Origin of the sequence: Tatumella sp. JGM118 (genome assembly GCF_018257515.1) — a bacterium.
Classification (GTDB): Bacteria; Pseudomonadota; Gammaproteobacteria; order Enterobacterales; family Enterobacteriaceae; genus Tatumella; species Tatumella terrea.
In genome coordinates this window covers 144,914-165,192 of record NZ_JAERJR010000005.1, presented here as the reverse complement: position 1 = coordinate 165,192, position 20,279 = coordinate 144,914, and the positions used below count along the sequence as shown (strand labels likewise).

Sequence of the window (20,279 nt, the reverse complement as noted above, 5' to 3'; positions counted from 1 at the left end):
AGCCTCCGTCATATCACCGGTCTGAGATCAGACGCACACTGGTGTGTTATCCCCTGACCCGCGGGTTTTCCTGCTATTGTTACACAGACAGGTTAACCGCCCGGCGGTTGACTCAGGGCTGATCTGCGGGGGGAGAAATACCGGTTGCCGGGCCACATAACGGGCTTCGCGGAGCTGCAACAGGCCTCTGGGTTCTGATAAATGCGCGATACCCGCAGCTGTCGCTTTTTTATTGTGCTGGTTTCTGCTAGATTCCGCCGCAATTCTATACTAAAGAAAAACCATTGAGACTGAACACCATGAAACAACCTGCCAAAGCACCGCGCGGTAAATCCGCACCTCAGCGTAAAACGCGCGCCGAACTGAATATGGAAGGCCGTGACCGTCAGCGGCAGAAAAGACATAAAGGCCTGACGGCCGGTAGCCGTGCAAACCCGGCCAATGCACAGGGCAATGGTAAAGGTAAAGACAAAGCGCTGAACGACCCGCGTCTGGGCAGTAAAAAACCTGTGCCTCTGGTTGCCGAAGGCGCAGTGGCCGCAAAACCCGTGGTTAAGCCCCGCGAAGTGGCTCCTGCGCTCAGCGCCCGTGAAGAACTGGCCGCGCTGGAAAGCAATGAGCGTCTGGATACTTTGCTGGATCAACTGGAAAATGGCGTGAAGTTGTCTGCAGAAGAGCAGACCTGGCTGGATACGACGCTGGACCGTATCGAAGTCCTGATGGAAAAACTGGGTATTGATCTGGATGAAGACAGCGAAACGCAGGATGCTGAAGCAGAAGAAGATATGTACCGGTTACTTAAGGGTAACTAATCAGTTTTCCGGGGTGCAGAGTAAATTTTGTACCCTCCACTGAGAATAGTTAACCATGCTTTGGCCAGGATCAATTTTAGCGCTGTTGTATGCGTGTTTTCTCCTGTTCTTCTTCGGTAAACTACGGCGTCTGTCACGATTAAAATCGCGGTTGCGTCGCCGATACCGGCCCCCTTCTTCCGGAGTTGCGCGATCTGCTTTCAGAGCCCGCCACCGGAAGGAGTGAGTATGTCTGTACCTCAGATTGAATGGGACCAGCCGTTAATCGAAAAATATAATTATTCCGGGCCGCGCTATACCTCGTATCCCACCGCCCTTGAGTTCGATCAACGCTACACCGAACAGGACTTTTTGCAGGCGACCGGTCGCTATCCGCAACGTCCGCTTTCCCTCTATCTCCATATCCCGTTTTGTCATCGCTTATGTTATTTCTGTGGGTGCAATAAGCAGATCACCCGGCAGGGGCATAAAGCGGATCAGTATCTGGATACGCTGGAAGCGGAGATCCTGAAGCGTGCCCCTCTTTTTCGTGACCGGACAGTGACGCAGATGCACTGGGGCGGGGGAACGCCGACATTTCTTAGTGCCGCTCAGGTCTCACGTCTGACGGCCTGCCTGAAGGCAAACTTCCGTTTTGCTCCGGACGCCGAAATTTCTCTCGAACTGGACCCGCGCGAAATTGAGCTGGAGATGCTCGATCACCTGAAACAGGAAGGTTTTAACCGGCTGAGCATGGGCGTTCAGGACTTCAATAAGCAGGTCCAGAAACTGGTTAACCGCGAGCAGGATGAAGACTTTATTTTTGCCCTGATGGCACGGGCGAAAGCATTGGGTTTTGTGTCCGGAAACATTGACTTAATTTATGGATTGCCGAAACAAACCCCGGAAAGTTTTGCCTATACGCTACAAAAGGTTCTGGAATTACGCCCGGATCGCCTGAGTGTGTTTAATTACGCCCACATGCCGGAGCTGTTTGCCGCTCAGCGCAAGATAAAAACGGCTGATCTCCCTGATGCCGCCCGGAAACTGGCTATTCTGCAGCAGAGCATTACCACCCTGACGGAAGGCGGCTATCAGTTTATCGGTATGGATCACTTTGCCTTACCGGAGGATGAGCTGGCGATAGCGCAGCGGGAGGGGGTATTACACCGGAACTTCCAGGGATACACGACCCAGGGAAATACCGATTTACTGGGGCTGGGGGTATCGGCCATCAGTATGATTGGGGATACCTATGCGCAGAATCATAAGGTCCTTAATCAGTGGCACCAGAGTGTGTCTGAAAAGGGGACCGGGCTCTGGCGCGGAGTCAGCCTGGATAGCGATGATTGTCTGCGTCGGGAAGTGATTAAAGCCCTTATTTGCCAGTTCTCACTGGATATTCGCCAGACGGAGCAGCAGTGGGGTATCGATTTCAGTGACTATTTCTCAGAGGATTTGCAGTTATTAAGCCCGTTTATCCGTGATGGTATGGTCATCCGGGAAGGGGACTGCCTGCGGGTGACGGCCCGGGGACGGCTGTTGATCCGTAATATCTGCATGTGTTTTGACCGGTATCTGCGTACTACCGTACGTCAGCAACACTTCTCACGCGTTATCTGAAATAACCGGCAGTCTGGCTGCCGGTTCTCAGGAGTGGAGGTTATTCCATTCCCAGTTCTTTCAGTTTCCGGGTCAGAGTGTTCCTTCCCCAGCCCAACAGGCGGGCTGCTTCCTGCTTGTGTCCCTGGGTAAAGCGCAGAGCGGTCGTCAGCAATGTTCTTTCCATTTCCGGTTGTGCATCGGATAACAGGTTTTGATGACCGGAACGTAACGCCCGGTCAGCCCATTGTGCCAGCAGGGTCGCCCAGCTGTCCGGTGACGATTGTGTCGGGGTTTCTGCCGGCGTCGTTTCAAACAGTTCCGGAGGCAGATCCTGAATCAGTACTTCCTGTCCGGCAGCCATGACGGTCAGCCAGCGGCAGGTATTCTCCAGTTGCCTGACGTTCCCCGACCAGTGCAGGCGGGTCAGGGCTGCTTCGGTTTCCGGATGGAGGATTTTGGTTTCCACGCCCAGTTCCCGGGCTGCGACCTGCAGGAAGTAGTGGGCCAGGCGGGGAATATCCTCTCTGCGTTCACGCAGCGGCGGCAGATGAATGCGGATCACGTTCAGACGGTGGAACAAATCTTCACGGAACTTGCCTTCCTGAACCCGTAACTCCAGGTTCTGGTGAGTTGCGGCAATGATCCGGACATCCACTTTAACCGGGGCATATCCTCCGACCCGGTAAAACTGACCATCGGCGAGCACGCGTAATAACCGGGTCTGGACATCCAGTGGCATATCGCCAATTTCATCCAGAAACAGCGTTCCGCCGTCCGCCTGCTCGAAGCGCCCCTGGCGGACCTGATTCGCTCCGGTAAATGCGCCTTTCTCGTGGCCAAACAGCTCTGATTCAATCAGATCTTTCGGGATGGCGGCCATATTCAGTGCGATGAACGGTGATTTTGCCCGCGGACTATGGCGATGTAAGGCATGCGCCACCAGTTCTTTCCCCGTACCGGATTCCCCGTTGATCAGTACACTGATCGATGACCGTGACAGACGACCGATAATACGGAAAACATCCTGCATGGCGGGGGCTTCACCGATAATATCGGTGGTGGGGCCGCTGTCAGGATGGTTTCTGGGTTGTTGTTGTTCCTGATAATGGCTAATCGCCCGTTCGACGAGCGCGACGGCCTCGTCGATATCAAAAGGCTTTGGCAGGTAATCAAAAGCCCCTTGCTGATAGGCACTGACTGCAGCATCAAGATCAGAATGTGCCGTCATAATGATGACCGGCAGCATTGGATGACGTTTCTTAATTTGCTTGAGTAATTCAAGGCCATCCATACCCGGCATGCGGATATCTGACAATAATACGTCAGGTGTCTTACTGGCGAGTGCATTCAGTACGTCGTTTCCGTTCTCGAAAGCCGTACAGCTGACACCGGCTCCAGTGAGCGCACGTTCAAGCACCCAGCGGATGGAGCTATCGTCATCGACGATCCAGACTATCCCTCGTTGCATGGTAACCTCACTGGCGAATAGGCAGGAAAACCGAGAATTCGGTATGTCCTGGCCAACTGTTAAATTCTATTTTTCCTGAGTGCTGGTCAATCAGGCTTCGGGCAATGGATAATCCAAGACCGGTCCCCCCCTCTCGTCCACTCACCATGGGATAAAACAATGTATCCTGCAGTTGCTGGGGGATGCCCGGGCCATCATCTTCTATATCGATACGGGCAACCAGACGATAACGTACCCCGTGCAAGGTGAGCTGAAATGCGGTACGGGTACGCAGGGTAATGGTTCCTCCTGCCTCTCCCAATGCCTGCAGGGCATTTCGTACCACATTCAGTAACACCTGTTCTATCTGATCCGGATCGTGGGCCAGTTCCGGCAGACTGGGGTCATAATCCCTCACCAGAGAGACATTTTCCGGCAACTCCATCGAGACCAGATTGACAATACGCTCGGCCACCTGGTGAATACTCTGAGTGACGTGCATCCCTGGCTGCTGTGGGCCCAGTAACCGGTCGACCAGATTACGTAAACGGTCGGCCTGCTCAATAATAACTTTGGTATATTCATTGAGCGACGGGTCCGGAAGTGCTCTTGAAAGCAGCTGAGCCGCTCCGCGTAATCCCCCCAGCGGGTTTTTGATTTCATGGGCCAGTCCACGGACTAAGTCTCTGGCGGCCACCTGTTGTGCATGCTGAATCTGTTCCTGGCTCAGACGGCGCTGGTTATCCATCGGGGCCATTTCCAGCAGGACTTTCTGGTCAGGAAACGTCTGTGCGGTCAGGGACATAATATGTGCCCTGCCATCCACCACTATCGTCACTTCGCTGTCAGTAAATCCCAGGCCTGATTTCAGGCTTTCCTGCATCACCTCGATATTCAGAGAAAAATATCCGGTAAGTTCCGGTAACGGTGTACCAAAAATTTTACGTGAACTTTGTGCCAGTAATTGCAATGCCGCCGGGTTCGCATAATGGATGACCAGTTGATCATCGACTACTAACACACTGTTGATGAGAGAGTTGAGTATCTGCACTGCATCGGATTGTGTGTTGGTTATCATTTTTTCCATCTCCGCGTTACCAGATAAAGCCCGTCAAAGGTGTCTTCCGGAGTTAAACATCAGTGTGATACGGACTGTTGTCTGCCTGACCATCAATGAAAGGCGGTTAACTGGCAGTATAACCAGCATAAAAAATTATTACACATTGAAATTACTGAGAAAAAAGCCCATCCGGAGATGGGCTGAATTTTTCCACGCCAACAACTCTGCAACAGAGATTAAACGCTGTAGTAAAGCTCGAACTCTACCGGATGCGGAGTCATGCGCACACGGTCGTTATCTTCTTTACGCAGGGCGATATAGGCATCGATAGTATCATCGGTGAATACGCCACCACGGGTCAGGAAGCTACGGTCTTCGTTCAGTGCGTCCAGTGCTTCTTCCAGAGAACCTGCAACTTTTGGAATCTCTGCTTCTTCTTCAGGAGGCAGGTCATACAGGTTCTTATCCATCGCATCGCCAGGATGGATTTTGTTGATAATACCGTCCAGACCCGCCATCAGCAGTGCTGAGAACGCCAGGTATGGGTTAGCCGCCGGGTCCGGGAAACGCGCTTCGATACGGCGAGCTTTCGGGCTGGCGACAACCGGGATACGGATTGAGGCTGAGCGGTTACGGGCTGAGTAAGCCAGCATGACCGGCGCTTCATAACCCGGAACCAGACGTTTGTAAGAGTTAGTGGTCGGGTTAGTCAGGGCATTGATCGCTTTTGCGTGTTTGATAATACCGCCGATGTAGAACAGTGCCGTTTCAGACAGGCCGCCGTATTTGTCACCGGAGAACAGGTTATTACCGTCTTTAGCCAGTGACATATGGCAGTGCATACCTGAACCGTTATCGCCAAACATAGGTTTTGGCATAAAGGTCGCTGTTTTACCGTAAGCATGTGCCACGTTGTGTACCACATACTTATAAATCTGGATTTCGTCGGCTTTTTTCACCATGGTGTTAAAGCGGGTCGCGACTTCGTTCTGACCTGCAGTAGCCACTTCGTGGTGATGAGCTTCAACAACCAGGCCCATCTGCTCCATCGTCAGACACATGGCAGAACGCAGGTCCTGTGATGAATCGACCGGAGGTACCGGGAAGTAACCGCCTTTCACACCAGGACGGTGGCCTTTGTTACCGCCTTCATAGGCTTTACCGGTGTTCCATGCCGCTTCGATATCATCGATAGCCACGTGAGAACCCGACATGGTTGAACCGAAACGTACATCGTCAAACAGGAAGAACTCGGGTTCCGGTCCGAACAGTACGGTATCAGCGATACCGGAAGTGCGCAGGAAGTCTTCAGCACGTTTCGCGATAGAACGCGGGTCACGGTCATAGCCTTGCAGCGTGCCTGGCTCCAGGATATCACAACGGATGATCAGGGTCGGGTCTTCGAAAAACGGGTCCAGTACCGCGGTGGTCGCATCCGGCATCAGCACCATGTCTGATTCGTTAATACCTTTCCAGCCGCCGATGGATGAGCCATCGAACATCTTTCCTTCTTCAAAGAAGTCTTCGTTGACCTGGTGAGCAGGGATGGTGACGTGCTGCTCTTTACCTTTACTGTCGGTAAAACGGAGATCAACAAACTTAACTTCGTGTTCGTTCATCAATGAGAGAACGTGTTCAACGGACATACTAACTCTCCTGAAATAATCATTGTTGTCGTGGATAGAGAACTGAACCGATGATGACTCACGAGGCGCTGTGAATTCCCGGTTTAAAGTTCCCGACAAGCGTTTCAAACGTTGTGAAACTGGCGTTTTTGCTTATCACTGGTTAAGCGAAAACTGTGCCAACTTTTTATTTCGCCGGAAAACAGGGGCCGGACGGCAATCGGGGTCAAACAGCGAAGGCACTATACTGGCGCAATGCACCAAAATGGGGAATCATGGTGAGCTATGGTGCACCAGTATAGTGCAATGCTGTTTTGGTCGCCATGCATTGCACTAAAAATGTACGTAATCTGCTGCGGATACAGGCCAGTAAAAAAAGTCGTGAGAAAGTTACACGGAATACTGTGATCATGTTCAGTCTTTCGCCTAATCCGTGTACAATAGCGCGCTATTTCTAATGCCTGAGGCAAAGCTGTGATCGAAAATTTGCGTAATATCGCCATCATCGCGCACGTTGACCATGGAAAAACGACCCTGGTTGATAAGCTGTTACAACAGTCCGGTACTTTTGATGCCCGTACCGAAGCAACTGAACGTGTGATGGACTCCAACGATTTGGAGAAAGAGCGTGGGATTACTATCCTCGCGAAAAACACCGCGATTAAGTGGAACGATTATCGAATCAATATCGTCGATACTCCGGGACACGCCGACTTCGGTGGTGAAGTGGAACGTGTGATGTCGATGGTAGACTCTGTGCTGCTGGTTGTTGATGCTATCGACGGCCCGATGCCACAGACGCGCTTCGTAACCAAGAAAGCATTTGCTCATGGTCTGAAGCCAATCGTCGTTATCAACAAAATTGACCGTCCGGGCGCACGTCCTGACTGGGTTGTCGATCAGGTCTTTGACCTGTTTGTTAACCTGGACGCGACCGACGAACAGCTGGATTTCCCGATCATCTATGCATCGGCTATCCAGGGGATTGCCGGTGATGATCATGCGGCAATGGCGGAAGACATGACGCCACTGTACGAAGCTATCGTTAAGCACGTCCCTGCGCCTAACGTTGATCTGGATGGTTCTCTGCAGATGCAGATTTCCCAGCTGGATTACAACAACTACCTGGGTGTTATCGGGATCGGTCGTATCAAGCGTGGTAAGGTAAAACCTAACCAGCAAGTGACTGTTATCGATAGCGAAGGTAAAACCCGTAACGGTAAAGTCGGTAAAGTCCTGGGCCACCTGGGTCTGGAACGTATCGACAGCGACCTGGCGGAAGCCGGAGACATCATCGCAATTACCGGTCTGGGCGAGCTGAACATTTCTGACACTATCTGTGACCCACAGAATGTTGAAGCACTGCCGGCACTGACCGTTGATGAACCGACCGTCAGCATGTACTTCTGCGTAAACACCTCACCATTCTGTGGTAAAGAAGGTAAATACGTCACTTCACGTCAGATCCTGGATCGTCTGAAGAAAGAACTGGTACATAACGTTGCTCTGCGCGTTGAAGAAACCGAAGACGCTGATGCATTCCGTGTATCTGGTCGTGGTGAACTTCACCTGTCGGTACTGATCGAAAACATGCGTCGTGAAGGTTTCGAACTGGCGGTATCCCGTCCGAAAGTTATCTTCCGCGAAGTTGACGGTCGTAAGCAGGAACCTTACGAGAACGTTACCCTGGACATCGAAGAACAGCACCAGGGTGCTGTGATGCAGGCGATGGGTGAGCGTAAAGGTGACATGAAGAACATGGATCCGGATGGAAAAGGCCGTGTGCGTCTTGACTATGAAATCCCGAGCCGTGGTCTGATTGGCTTCCGTAACGAATTCATGACCATGACTTCAGGTACCGGTCTGCTGTATTCGACCTTCAGTCATTATGGTGATCTGCGTCCGGGTGAAGTCGGTCAGCGTCAGAACGGCGTACTGATTTCTAATGGCCAGGGTAAAGCGGTTGCGTTCGCACTGTACAGCCTGCAGGACCGCGGTAAGCTGTTCCTGGGTCACGGTGCTGAAGTTTACGAAGGCCAGATTATCGGTATTCACTCACGTTCAAACGACCTGACCGTGAACTGCCTGACCGGTAAAAAACTGACCAACATGCGTGCTTCCGGTACGGATGAAGCAACCACTCTGGTTCCTGCTATCAAGATGTCTCTGGAACAGGCGCTGGAATTCATCGATGACGATGAACTGGTTGAAGTGACTCCGACCTCTGTACGTATCCGTAAACGCCATCTGACTGAGAATGAGCGTAAACGTGCTTCACGTGGCGGCAAAGACTCTTAACTGAGCGTGCTGTAACGCAAAACCCCGGCTCGCCGGGGTTTTTTTATGTCTGCAGAAAGGCTCGTTAAAGCGCGGGCCTGTCTCCGCACCCCACGGTTGTCGCTTTTCTGCCTCTGCTGCCGGCGGGCGCTTTACCTTTCTCCGGATTTTTCTCTACCGGCCTCTCTGTTAACCGGGGCTATTTGCCGCTAAAGTGAAAAGACCGGTAACAAGCAGGGAGACGACTATGCTCTATATCTTTGATTTAGGAAATGTCATCGTTGATATCGATTTCAAACGGGCGCTGGGTGTCTGGAGCCATCTCAGTGGCGTACCGCTCGCATTATTACAGCACCGTTTTACATTCGACGAAGCCTTTGAACAGCATGAACGCGGGGAGCTGACCGATCAGCAGTTTGCTGCCTCTCTTTGTAAGATGCTGGAAATTAACCTCAGCTATGCGCAGTTTGCGGCTGGCTGGGAGGCCGTTTTTGTGGATGTCCGGAACGAGGTGGTCGCACAAATGAATGCACTACGGGCACAAGGTCACCGGGTGGTCATCCTGTCTAATACCAATAACCAGCACTGCGAGTTCTGGCCAAAACACTATCCGCAGGTCACTGACGCGGCCGATGCTATTTATCTCTCACAGCAAATGCAGATGCGTAAACCTGAAGCGCAGATCTATGAGGCCGTACTGAGGAAAGAAGGAGTGACGGCACAGGAGGCGGTCTTCTTTGATGATAATCCGCAGAATATCGAGGCTGCTCAGCGCCTCGGCATCAACAGTGTGTTGGTCACCGGTCCTGAAACCCTCAGAGAGTGGTTTTCTGACCGTGCCGCGGCTCACTAGCCGGCAGGTCTCCGGCACTTTCATTTCACTGGCAGGGAGCTCAACGACATGATGGCGCGGATAAAATTTTTGCTGAGCTGGGGGGCGCTGCTCTGGCGGCGTATTGACGAAGATAATATGACCGTCCATGCCGGGAACCTGACATTTGTCTCGTTACTGGCACTGGTTCCCCTGGCAACGGTGGTCTTTGCCTTGTTTGCTGCCTTCCCGGTGTTTTCGGACATCAGTATCCAGTTGCGGCATTTTATTTTTGATAACTTTGTCCCGGCCGCGGGCACGGTGGTGGAAGATTACCTCGAACGTTTCGTTTCCAATGTCAACCGGATGACGGCGGTCGGTGCCATCGGGCTTATCGTCACAGCGTTGCTGCTGATACATTCGATTGACAGTGCGCTGAACACCATCTGGCGAAGTACGAAAAAGCGGCCGCTGGTTTTTTCTTTTGCCGTCTACTGGATGGTGCTTACCCTCGGGCCATTGCTGGCCGGGGCAAGCCTTGCCATGAGCTCATATCTTCTTTCTGTGCAATGGCTCAATGATACCGGGGTCACTCATCTGCTGGATCCTGTCCTGCGCTTATTACCCTTGCTGCTTTCTGTGCTGGCCTTCTGGTTGTTGTATAGTATTGTGCCTACACGTGAGGTGCCTTCACGGGATGCGTTTATCGGTGCATTGTTTGCCGGCATTCTGTTCGAACTGGGGAAAAAGGCATTTTCGCTGTATGTCACCATGTTCCCGTCATATCAGTTGATCTACGGGGTTCTGGCGGTGATACCGATCCTGATCCTCTGGATGTACTGGACCTGGTGTATCGTGTTACTGGGGGCGGAGATCACGGTCTCGATCGGGCATTACCGGCAGCTGAAACAATCCAAAAAAGAAGAGCCGGAAACAGCATGATTGCATTAATACAACGCGTTACTCAGGCCAGTGTCACCGTCGGGGAGAAAACCGTCGGCCGGATAGGCGCAGGCCTGCTGGTATTACTGGCGGTAGAAAAAGAGGACGATGAGAAAAAAGCTCAGCGACTGGCTGAACGTGTACTGGGTTATCGTGTGTTCAGCGACGAGCAGGGAAAAATGAATCTGAATTTACAGCAGGCTGACGGCAGTCTGTTGGTGGTCTCACAATTTACCCTGGCGGCAGATACCGGTAAAGGGATGAGACCGTCATTTTCCGGGGGCGCAGCGCCGGAGAAAGCACAGGCACTTTATCAGTATTTCAGTGAATGTTGCCGTCAGCAGGGGGTCACCACCGAAAACGGCCAGTTCGCCGCAGATATGCAGGTCAGTCTGGTGAATGATGGCCCGGTCACCTTCTGGCTACAGGTGTCATAAGACAAATACCGGCCCCTTGCCGGTGTATGGATCGGTCAGCAGGGAGAATTCTTCTATGTATCACCTTCGTGTTCCCGGGACGCCGGAAGAGCTGGAGGCATATTTTCAGTTCCGCTGGGAAATGTTACGCAAACCCTTAAATCAGCCGGCCGGTTCCGAACGCGAAGCGTGGGATGCCACCGCGCATCACCAGATGGTCGTCGATGAAGATAACCATCCGGTAGCCGTCGGACGCCTGTATATTAATGCCGATAATGAGGCTTCGATCCGCTTTATCGCGGTAGATCCTGCTCTGCGTGGAAAAGGGCTGGGCACACTGCTGATTATGACGCTGGAATCCGTCGCCCGTCAGGAAGGCGTAAAGCGAATCACCTGTAGTGCCCGTGAAGATGCTATCGAATTTTTCGTCAAACTGGGCTACATCAACCAGGGAGAAATTCTTGCGGCACAGACCACACCGGTTCGCCATTTTCTGATGATAAAACCCAGTGTCAGCATGGACGATATTCTGCACCGGGCGGACTGGTGTGAGCAACTGCAACAGGCCTGGTATCAGCATATTCCCCTGAGTGAAAAAATGGGGGTTCGTATTCAGCAATACACCGGGCATCAGTTCAGTACCACGATGCCGGAAACCGGAAATCAGAACCCCCATCATACGCTGTTTGCGGGGAGTCTCTTTTCGCTGGCGACCTTAACCGGCTGGGGGTTGATCTGGTTATTGCTGCGGGAGCGTCATCTTGGGGGAACCATCGTACTGGCCGATGCCCATATCCGTTACCACAGTGCCATTACCGGCCGGCCGGGAGCGGTGGCTGAATTAGGGTCGCTGCGCGGAGACCTGGACAGGCTGGCCCGGGGGCGGAAAGCCCGGGTCCGGCTGGATGTACAACTGCAGGGTGATGAAAAAACCGGTGCGGTATTTGAGGGGGTCTATATTGTACTGCCCGCCGATCCGCTGCGGTCACTGGAGGAAGGTGGCTCAGGGATAAACTGAGTCACGCCAGGCCAGACGGGCGCCCGCCGCGGCGCCCGTGCCCGTGCCCGTGGAGAGTTAACGAATCACACCCGCCTGCATGGACTGCTGATGTACCCCTGCCGGGGTGCTCTGGTATAACGTACCATTCACGGTCGGACGAAGCGGCTGATCCGCCTGCAGCTTACCGGTCAGATTGAGCGTAACATTGCCTTTGCCACCCGCAGAAGTCGCCGGCCAGCCCCAGTGCGTAAAGAGGTCGGTCGGCACCGACTGCCCTTGTAAGCTGAGGCTGAACTCGCGGGAAGGTTGCTGCGAGATGGTAGCACTGCCAATCAGCGGGCCATTATCGACCAGCATCTTCAGATCACTGATATTGATTTGCCGATCATCGGCATGTAATTTCAGCCACGGTGCGTTAATGTCCCGGCGGTTAAACGTGGCTTCGGTCGCTTTCCATTCACTGTCCCCGGACCAGATCCCCCACTGATGATTTCTGGCCAGTAACAGTTCCTGACCGGTGCCATGCAAGGCGGTCATCTGGAACGGAAACGCGGGATTAATATCGATAACCAGTGAGTTACTCACCGCCAGCTGATGAACGATCACCGAGTCCAGCCAGTCCGGCAGCGGCGCCATCCACCACTGACGCCAGTCCTGCGGCAGGGTATATTCCAGCCCGGTGAAGGTCAGGTTATTCAGTGCCAGTTGCCGGTTAGCACGCTGCCACTCACCACTGGCGCTCACGGTACCGTTTTTCCAGTGTGTACTGATGCTGTCTATCCGCAGTCCCTCCGGGGTGGCTTCGGCTTCGGCTTGCGGCGACACAAAATCATTATTGCCATAGACCAGTTCACTGGCCTGGAATTTCAGCGTGCCCCCCTGAGTCAGCAGATCCGTGGCCGGTAATTGCGGATTGGCCAGCTGCATATTGAGATCGGTGACTGCCCAGTCCGGCCCGACGATAGTGGCATGACTGACATTGATTTGCCCCGGGCGAATATTATGGCGGACCAGTGGCGCCAGAAAATCAGGTAAGTTTTTGTCGGTCTGGAAGCGGATATCCTGCAGGGAGAGTTGTTGTACCTGCCAGTGACCCCGGGCATCCCGCGTCAGGGACCCGGAGAAACTTCCGCGTTCAGCCTGCCCGTCCAGACTCTCCAGGGTCAGTTGTTGTGAATTCACCTGGCCCTCGGCGTGAATATTTGACAGCGATTGTGCGTTCAGCTGTAGCTGTCCGATACCCATCCGGAAGTGGTACTGTTCGCCCTGCAGACTGTTGGTATCCGGCTTCCAGGGAGCAATATCTGCCATTATCTGACGGGCGGTAAACCCGGAACCGGTGCCCGGTTCAACGATGCTGATATTGTTCAGACGGAGATGGTTAGCCTGTAGCGGGATAGCGGTCCCGGGGCGAATGTTCGCCAGATTAATTTCACCGTTAGTCAGGGTAATCGCATCGAAGTGAGAAGGGGAGCTGAACTGAAGCAGAGACAGATCCAGTGTCACATCCTCGGCGACGACCAGTGCCGGCTGACCATCATGGCCAAAGCTGAAGTCGTCTAAGGTGACTTCCAGCGGTGCACTGAATGAATGGTGTAACCTGCCGATAGAGAGATGGTATGCCGTATCATCGCTGATCCAGCGACTAAGTGTGGCTGCTCCCCAGGCGCTTTTCAGCAAAAAATAGCCAGTAATAAGCACAAGTAAAAGGATTAGCAGCAGTATCAGGAAAAATTTTCCAATAAATTTCATGGTGTCGGTCCTGAGTCCTGAGGGTAAGCGAAGGTCAGTTATGCCTGAATTTGTGTCAGACCTCAACGGTGATCACGGGGGGAGTACACCGTAAGGCGAAAAAAAATTCCGTTCCGGTCGGCGGAAAGGCAGGGCTGCCCTGTCTGAGCAGCCCCGGGGCGCGGTCTTAAGGTTTCTGCCGATCCGCAGGAAAAATCAGATTCAGGATAATCGCAGTGATCCCCCCGGCGGCAATACCGGAAGATAACAGTGTTTTTACCCCGTCTGGAGCAAACTGCAGGATCTGCGGTTGCTGGGAGACACCCAGGCCGACCGCCAGTGAAATGGCAATAATCAGGATAGCCCGTCGATCAATTGCCTCTCTGGAAACAATACGCACTCCGGAGGCCGCAATCGTGCCGAACATCACCAGCGTGGCACCGCCCAGCACCGGTTCAGGGATATGCTGTACGGCGTCACTGACCGCCGGGAAAAGCCCCAGCACTATCAGCATTAATGCCACCAGAAACCCGACATAACGGCTGGCGACTCCGGTCAGTTGGATAACACCGTTGTTCTGCCCGAAGCAGGAGTTAGGGAAGGTATTAAATAGCGCGGAAACACAGGAGTTAACGCCGTTTGCCAGCACGCCACCCTTCAGGCGTTTCATATACACAGGGCCACTGACCGGTTGTTCAGAGACATCTGAGGTCGCGGTAATATCGCCGATGGTTTCCAGTGAGGTCACCATAAAGACCAGCATCAGGGGCAGTAATAAATCCCAGTCAATACCGAGGCCGTAGTAAAAAGGGCGGGGCACAGCGATCAGTGGGGCGTCCGGGTCCGCGGCGGTTACCGGCAGCATATTCAGGCACCACGCCAGCAGATAGCCTACAGCCATAGCGATCACCAGCGAGGCAATACGCAGATACGGGTTTTTCTGACGGTTAAGCAGGATAATCGTCAGTAGAACGACCCCGGCCAGCAGCAGATTATCAGGCGCCCCGAAGGTGTGGTTACTCATGGCGCTGAAGCCACCCCCGATAGAGGTCAATCCGACCTGAATCAATGACAGACCGATGATCATCACGACAATCCCGGAGACAAGGGGAGTAATCACCTTACGGGCATATGGCAGGATGCGGGATAACAGCATTTCGGTACAGGAGGCCAGCATAAGGGTACCGAACAGGGCGGCCATCATGGTGGGGACATCGGCACCGCCATGCTTCAGCGCCAGGCCGCCCATGATCAGCGGGGAGACAAAGTTAAAGCTGGTGCCCTGAATGGAGAGCAGCCCCGAACCTACCGGACCCCAGGTGCGGATTTGCAGCACCGAGGCGATACCGGACGCGAATAACGACATACTGATAATATGCCGGGTGTCCTGTGCCGGTAAGCCGAGCGCATGACAGATAAGTAATGCCGGTGTGATCACAGCCACAAACATCGCCAGCAAATGCTGTAATGCCGCGAACAGGGCCTGGGGTAAAGGCGGTTTGTCTTCCAGACGGTAAACCAGATCACTGTGTGAAGAACCGGAAGGTTGTCGGTCAAACGGGGCATGGGCAGACATCAAGGCATCCTGAACGAGATAAAAGAAAGCGATTTTAATTATCCGCCGGATAAAAGCAAACGTTTGCCAACGGGGCGAAGAAAATCAGGCGTGGGAAAAACGTTCTGTGGCGGGCAGCCAGCGTTCAATCAGCGCTGCGGACTGTGCCGGATACTGTTCATGAAGATGGCGGGCGATGCGTTGTATGGCCGGGATCATCGCCTGATCGCGGAGCAGATCGGCGACCCTGAATTCTGCATTACCGGTCTGGCGGGTACCCAGTAATTCTCCCGGGCCACGGATTTCCAGATCATGCTGGGCGATGACAAACCCGTCGTTACTGTCGCGTAATACCTGTAAACGCTTCTGGGCGGTTTTACTGAGCGGCGATTTATACAATAAAACACAGTGAGAGGCGACGGCCCCGCGCCCGACGCGCCCGCGTAACTGGTGCAGCTGGGCCAGCCCGAGTCGTTCAGGGTTTTCGATGATCATCAGACTGGCATTCGGCACATCGACACCGACTTCAATGACCGTGGTGGCCACCAGCAGGTCTAACTGATTATCTTTAAACTGCTGCATGATGGCCTGCTTGTCGGCAGGTTTCATCCGCCCGTGCACCAGACCGATCTTCATATCGGTGAGCGCAAGTTGCAGTTCCTGACAGGTAGCTTCGGCGGCCTGGGCCTCCAGCTGGTCAGACTCTTCGATCAGGGTGCAGACCCAGTAGGCCTGACGCCCTTGCCGGCAGGCCTGCTCGACCCGCTGAATGATTTCTTCACGCCGGGTATCCGGAATAGCCACCGTCGCGACCGGCGTACGGCCCGGAGGCAGTTCATCAATCGTGGAGGTTTCCAGATCGGCGTACGCTGTCATGGCAAGCGTACGCGGGATCGGGGTGGCGGTCATAATTAACTGATGAGGATGGAACCCCTGCTGCTCTCCCTTTTCCCACAGCGACAGGCGCTGGTGGACCCCGAACCGGTGCTGTTCATCAATAATGACCAGTGCCAGCCCGTTAAATTTTACCTGTTCCTGAAATAACGCATGGGTGCCGACGACCATCGGGACCTGACCGCTGGCAATGGCTTCCTGCTGAGCCTGACGGGCTTTGCCTTTTTGCTTACCGGCCAGCCAGCCCACCTCAATACCCAAGGGTGCCAGCCACTGGCGGAAATTAGTGGCATGTTGTTCCGCCAGCAGTTCCGTCGGGGCCATTAGCGCAACCTGGTAGCCCCGGGCAATGACATTTAATGCCGCTAACGCGGCGACGAGGGTTTTTCCGGACCCCACATCGCCCTGAACCAGGCGCAGCATCGGGTAGTCATGAGCCATATCCTGCTCTATCTCTTTGACCACCCGCACCTGTGCTGCGGTCGGGGCAAATGGCAGCGAGGCCAGGAATTGCCGGCTCAGGCGGTGGTCTGCCGGCATGGGCCGGGCATGATGGCGTTGCGCGCCCGCCCGTACCGCCAGCATACTCAGGTTATGGGCCAGTAATTCTTCGGTGATCAGACGCTGTTGTGCCGGATGTTTTCCTTGCTCCAGATCACTGAGCAGTAATCCCGGCGGGGGCCGGTGCAGTGTTTTCAGGGCATCGGCAAGTGACATCATTCCGCCCCGCAGTTCAGCGGGCAGCAATTCATCGATCGGACAGCTGTCCAGTAATTGCAGGGCCTGGTCGGTCAGTTTACGCAGCGTCGCCTGACGGATCCCTTCGGTTGCGGGGTACACCGGGGTCAGGGTTTCCTGTAATTCGGTCACCTGCTGTTGCCCGGTAATACGGTATTCGGGATGAATAATTTCTGCCCCCCGCTGACCACGCTTGATCTCACCGTAAGCAACCACATGGCTGCCTTTTGCCAGCGCATTTTTCATACCGGCATTGAAGTTGAAGAAACGGAGAGTGACGATGCCACTGCCATCGCTGATCTGGCTGACCATCATTCTGCGGCGCCCGAAGGAGACTTCGGTCGACAGGACCTCACCTTCTACGGTGGCCCAGAGGCCGGGCAGTAAGTCATTGATACGGTAGAGGCGGGTACGGTCTTCGTAGCGAACGGGAAGGTGCAGTAAGAGATCCTGCAAGGTATGCAGCCCAAGCTTTGCCAGTTTTTCCGCCTGGCTGGCGCCTACGCCGGTCAGGGTCGTCAGCGGAATAGCGTCGAGCAGGCGACCTTTCATTTTTTACGTTTTCGGCTGTGGCCGGTCGCCTGCATGGCAGACCACCAGTGCTCATCGGCTTCTACCTCACCCTGGTCGTTGATCCGGGGATAAGGTAGCCCTTTTTGTCGCGCGACCCGCGCCAGCACCGGATAGCCGCCTTCGAATAACAGGCGTTGCTGTTCAGCGTCGTCGAGCAGACAGTGGTCACGCTGGTACATTCCGGCGATTTGTCGCTGACGTTGGGCTTCATACAGGATCAGTGCACAGGCGACCGAAACATTCAGTGACTGCACCATCCCGAGCATCGGAATAATAATATCCTGATCAGCGAGGTCCAGGGCTTCCCGGGTGATGCCCGTTTTCTCCTGACCCATCAGAATACAGGTGGGCCGGGTATAATCGATATCACGGAAATCCACAGCCTTCCCGGAAAGATGGGTGGCCAGGACCTGCATACCTGCCGATTTGACCGTACTGACCGCTTCCCCGATGGTCCGGTGCGTAATGACATTGACCCAACTGTTGCTGCCGGCGGAAGAGGACACTGCGGTACGCATACGATCCCCGGGCCAGACGGCGTGCACATTATGGATGCCGACAGCATCTGCCGTGCGGATCACCGCGGAAACGTTATGGGGCTTATGCACCTGTTCCATGCATACCGTCAGGTCATGCTGGCGGCGGGCCAGCATTTCCGATATCCGGGAAAAACGTTGGTCATTCATGTGATCAGTTACGGTTCCGGTGGACTTTAATCACATCCGGCATCACACGGATTTTGCGCATGATATCCGCCAGATGAATACGGTCATGGACCGTGAGGCGCATAAAGGCAGTATATACACGGCCATCACGCTCCTCGGTATTCAGGCTCTGAATGTTGGAATGACAGGTATTGATCGCGGCGGTCAGGTTCGCCAGGGCGCCCTGATGATTGAGCATATCCACTTTAATTTCTGTCACAAAGTCCTGCCCGGTCTCTTTATCCCATTCGACCGGCATAAACTTCTCTGCTTCTTTCTGGTAACCCCGGATATTACGGCAGGATTCATGATGCACCACCAGCCCCTTTCCGGGACTGACATGCGCCACAATCGGGTCACCAGGGATCGGCCGGCAACATTTTGCGAAGGTGATCAGCACACCGTCAGCCCCTTTAATCGGCAGCTTATGTTTCTTGCTGGTCGCCTGAGGCAGATGTTCTGTCGGCTCACCCGGCAGTAAATTCTTCGCCACTACCACGCTCATCGCATTACCCAGGCCAATTTCTGCCAGCAGATCATCCAGAGACGCCAGTTTCATCCGTTCCAGTTCATGGCGGATATTTTCCTGCGGAACTTCGGCCAGCTTTTTACTGCCGCCCAGCGCATGGCTAAGCAGACGGCGGCCGAGACTGACGGACTCTTCGCGTTTCAGGTTTTTCAGTAACTGACGGATTTTAGCCCTGGCTTTCGAGCTGACCACAAAGTTGAGCCAGGCGGCATTCGGCCGGGCACCGGGGGCGGTAATGATTTCGATGGTCTGTCCACTGGACAGGGACTGCGATAACGGATAAGGCTGTCGGTCCACCCTGGCACCCACACAGGCATGGCCGATATCCGTATGGACGGCATAGGCGAAATCGACCGGTGTCGCGCCAGCCGGCAGTTCGACAATACGGCCTTCCGGCGTAAATACGTAGATTTCGTCAGGAAACAGATCGGATTTCACGCTTTCGATGAATTCGAAGGAGTTCCCTGCACTTTGCTGCAGTTCAAGCAGACTTTGTAACCAACGCTGGGCACGAACCTGGGCGGTGGTGGACCCACTCTCGCCATGTTCCTTATAGGCCCAGTGTGCGGCAACCCCCATCTCTGCCATCTGATCCATATCTTCGGTACGGATCTGTACTTCCACAGGGACACCGTGTGGCCCAATCATGGACGTATGGAGAGACTGATAGCCGTTGGCTTTGGGGATCGCAATATAATCTTTTACCCTGCCCGGGCGAGGCTTATACAGGCTGTGCATTTGCCCGAGGACACGGTAGCAGGTATCGACATCCTTCACGATCACGCGGAAGGCATAGATATCCATAATTGAGTGAAAACGCTGCTCTTTGAGATGCATTTTCTGATAGATAGAGTAGAGATGTTTCTCACGGCCGCTGACACGGCAGGGGATCCCGGACTCCTGCAACCGGCCATCGATTTCGGCCAGTATTTTCTGGATCATCTCTTTACGGTTACCGCGGGCCGCTTTCACCACCTCTTTGATCACCCGGTAACGGTTAGGATAGAGCGCTTCAAACCCCAGCTCTTCCAGTTCCGTTTTCAGATGATGGATACCCAGCCGGTGGGCCAGGGGGCTATAGATTTCCAGCGTTTCCAGCGCGATACGCCGCCGCTTGTCCGGACGAAGCGAACCTAGGGTTCGCATATTGTGTGTCCGGTCTGCCAGCTTGATTAATATGACCCTGATATCCTGTACCATGGCCATAATCATCTTACGGAAGTTTTCTGCCTGAGCCTCTTTCTTATCGCGGAATTTCAGCTTATCCAGCTTGGATACGCCTTCGACAAGTTCTGCGACACTCTGACCAAACAGTTGCTCCATATCCTGGTAAGTTGCCGGGGTATCCTCAATCACATCGTGCAATAACGCGGCCATGAGTGTTTCATGGTCGAGTCGCATTTCAGCCAGAATACAGGCAACAGCGACCGGATGTGTAATGTAAGGTTCACCGCTGGAACGCGTCTGACCCTCATGAGCATCACGGGCAACAAGATAGGCTTGCCTGAGGCGTTTAATCTGATCCTCAGGCAAATATTTTTCAATCAGTTGATTAAGACTTTCAAACAGATACAAGGGCGG

General features: G+C 53.9%; 15 protein-coding genes. 7 read left to right on the top strand and 8 right to left on the bottom strand.

Annotated elements, in window-relative coordinates:
- Positions 1-299 precede the first annotated feature (299 nt).
- Both yihI and hemN read left to right on the top strand, forming a co-directional pair.
- Positions 300-812 carry a Der GTPase-activating protein YihI gene (gene yihI, locus JK223_RS07700; RefSeq protein ID WP_212713604.1) on the top strand — a complete coding sequence of 171 codons (513 nt, stop codon included), beginning with the start codon at positions 300-302 and terminating at the stop codon, positions 810-812.
- Between the two features lie 228 nt (positions 813-1,040).
- The gene (hemN, locus tag JK223_RS07695) at positions 1,041-2,414 is read left to right on the top strand and encodes an oxygen-independent coproporphyrinogen III oxidase (RefSeq protein WP_212713603.1); all 1,374 of its coding nucleotides are present in this window, start codon (positions 1,041-1,043) and stop codon (positions 2,412-2,414) included.
- 40 nt (positions 2,415-2,454) lie between these two features.
- Here hemN and glnG read toward each other — a convergent pair whose 3' ends face one another.
- The 3 genes from glnG to glnA form a co-directional block, all read right to left on the bottom strand.
- The gene (gene glnG, locus JK223_RS07690) at positions 2,455-3,864 is read right to left on the bottom strand and encodes a nitrogen regulation protein NR(I) (protein ID WP_212713602.1); all 1,410 of its coding nucleotides are present in this window, start codon (positions 3,862-3,864) and stop codon (positions 2,455-2,457) included.
- A gap of 7 nt (positions 3,865-3,871) precedes the next feature.
- Complete coding sequence (glnL, locus tag JK223_RS07685) at positions 3,872-4,921, bottom strand: nitrogen regulation protein NR(II) (protein WP_212713666.1); 1,050 nt, start codon at positions 4,919-4,921, stop codon at positions 3,872-3,874.
- A 218-nt stretch (positions 4,922-5,139) separates the two neighbouring features.
- Positions 5,140-6,549, bottom strand: a complete 1,410-nt coding sequence (gene glnA / locus JK223_RS07680; RefSeq protein ID WP_212713601.1) for a glutamate--ammonia ligase — start codon at positions 6,547-6,549, stop codon at positions 5,140-5,142.
- 453 nt (positions 6,550-7,002) lie between these two features.
- Here glnA and typA point away from each other — a divergent pair, with 453 nt between their 5' ends.
- The 5 genes from typA to fabY all read left to right on the top strand — a co-directional run bounded on the left by typA (position 7,003) and on the right by fabY (position 11,992).
- On the top strand, positions 7,003-8,826 hold the full coding sequence (gene typA / locus JK223_RS07675) for a ribosome-dependent GTPase TypA (RefSeq protein WP_212713600.1): 1,824 nt from the start codon (positions 7,003-7,005) through the stop codon (positions 8,824-8,826).
- A 226-nt stretch (positions 8,827-9,052) separates the two neighbouring features.
- On the top strand, positions 9,053-9,658 hold the full coding sequence (gene yihX, locus JK223_RS07670) for a glucose-1-phosphatase (protein ID WP_212713599.1): 606 nt from the start codon (positions 9,053-9,055) through the stop codon (positions 9,656-9,658).
- A gap of 48 nt (positions 9,659-9,706) precedes the next feature.
- A complete protein-coding gene (locus JK223_RS07665; RefSeq protein WP_212713598.1) occupies positions 9,707-10,558 on the top strand; it encodes a virulence factor BrkB family protein in 852 nt (283 codons plus the stop codon).
- On the top strand, positions 10,555-10,995 hold the full coding sequence (gene dtd, locus JK223_RS07660; RefSeq protein ID WP_212713597.1) for a D-aminoacyl-tRNA deacylase: 441 nt from the start codon (positions 10,555-10,557) through the stop codon (positions 10,993-10,995). The genes JK223_RS07665 and dtd overlap by 4 nt, the downstream gene beginning before the upstream one ends.
- Before the next feature lie 55 nt (positions 10,996-11,050).
- A complete protein-coding gene (fabY, locus tag JK223_RS07655) occupies positions 11,051-11,992 on the top strand; it encodes a fatty acid biosynthesis protein FabY (protein WP_212713596.1) in 942 nt (313 codons plus the stop codon).
- Positions 11,993-12,049: 57 nt separating this feature from the next.
- On the opposite strand, the gene JK223_RS07650 is transcribed toward fabY, so the two are convergent.
- The 5 genes from JK223_RS07650 to spoT form a co-directional block, all read right to left on the bottom strand.
- Positions 12,050-13,726 carry an AsmA family protein gene (locus JK223_RS07650; RefSeq protein WP_212713595.1) on the bottom strand — a complete coding sequence of 559 codons (1,677 nt, stop codon included), beginning with the start codon at positions 13,724-13,726 and terminating at the stop codon, positions 12,050-12,052.
- Positions 13,727-13,892: 166 nt separating this feature from the next.
- Positions 13,893-15,281 carry an NCS2 family protein gene (locus JK223_RS07645; RefSeq protein ID WP_212713594.1) on the bottom strand — a complete coding sequence of 463 codons (1,389 nt, stop codon included), beginning with the start codon at positions 15,279-15,281 and terminating at the stop codon, positions 13,893-13,895.
- A gap of 84 nt (positions 15,282-15,365) precedes the next feature.
- On the bottom strand, positions 15,366-17,444 hold the full coding sequence (gene recG, locus JK223_RS07640; RefSeq protein WP_212713593.1) for an ATP-dependent DNA helicase RecG: 2,079 nt from the start codon (positions 17,442-17,444) through the stop codon (positions 15,366-15,368).
- Positions 17,441-18,151, bottom strand: coding sequence for a tRNA (guanosine(18)-2'-O)-methyltransferase TrmH (trmH, locus tag JK223_RS07635; protein ID WP_212713592.1), 711 nt, complete (start codon positions 18,149-18,151; stop codon positions 17,441-17,443). Before trmH ends, recG begins: the two co-directional genes overlap by 4 nt.
- 4 nt (positions 18,152-18,155) lie before the next feature.
- On the bottom strand, positions 18,156-20,273 hold the full coding sequence (gene spoT, locus JK223_RS07630; RefSeq protein WP_212713591.1) for a bifunctional GTP diphosphokinase/guanosine-3',5'-bis pyrophosphate 3'-pyrophosphohydrolase: 2,118 nt from the start codon (positions 20,271-20,273) through the stop codon (positions 18,156-18,158).
- Positions 20,274-20,279 lie beyond the last annotated feature (6 nt).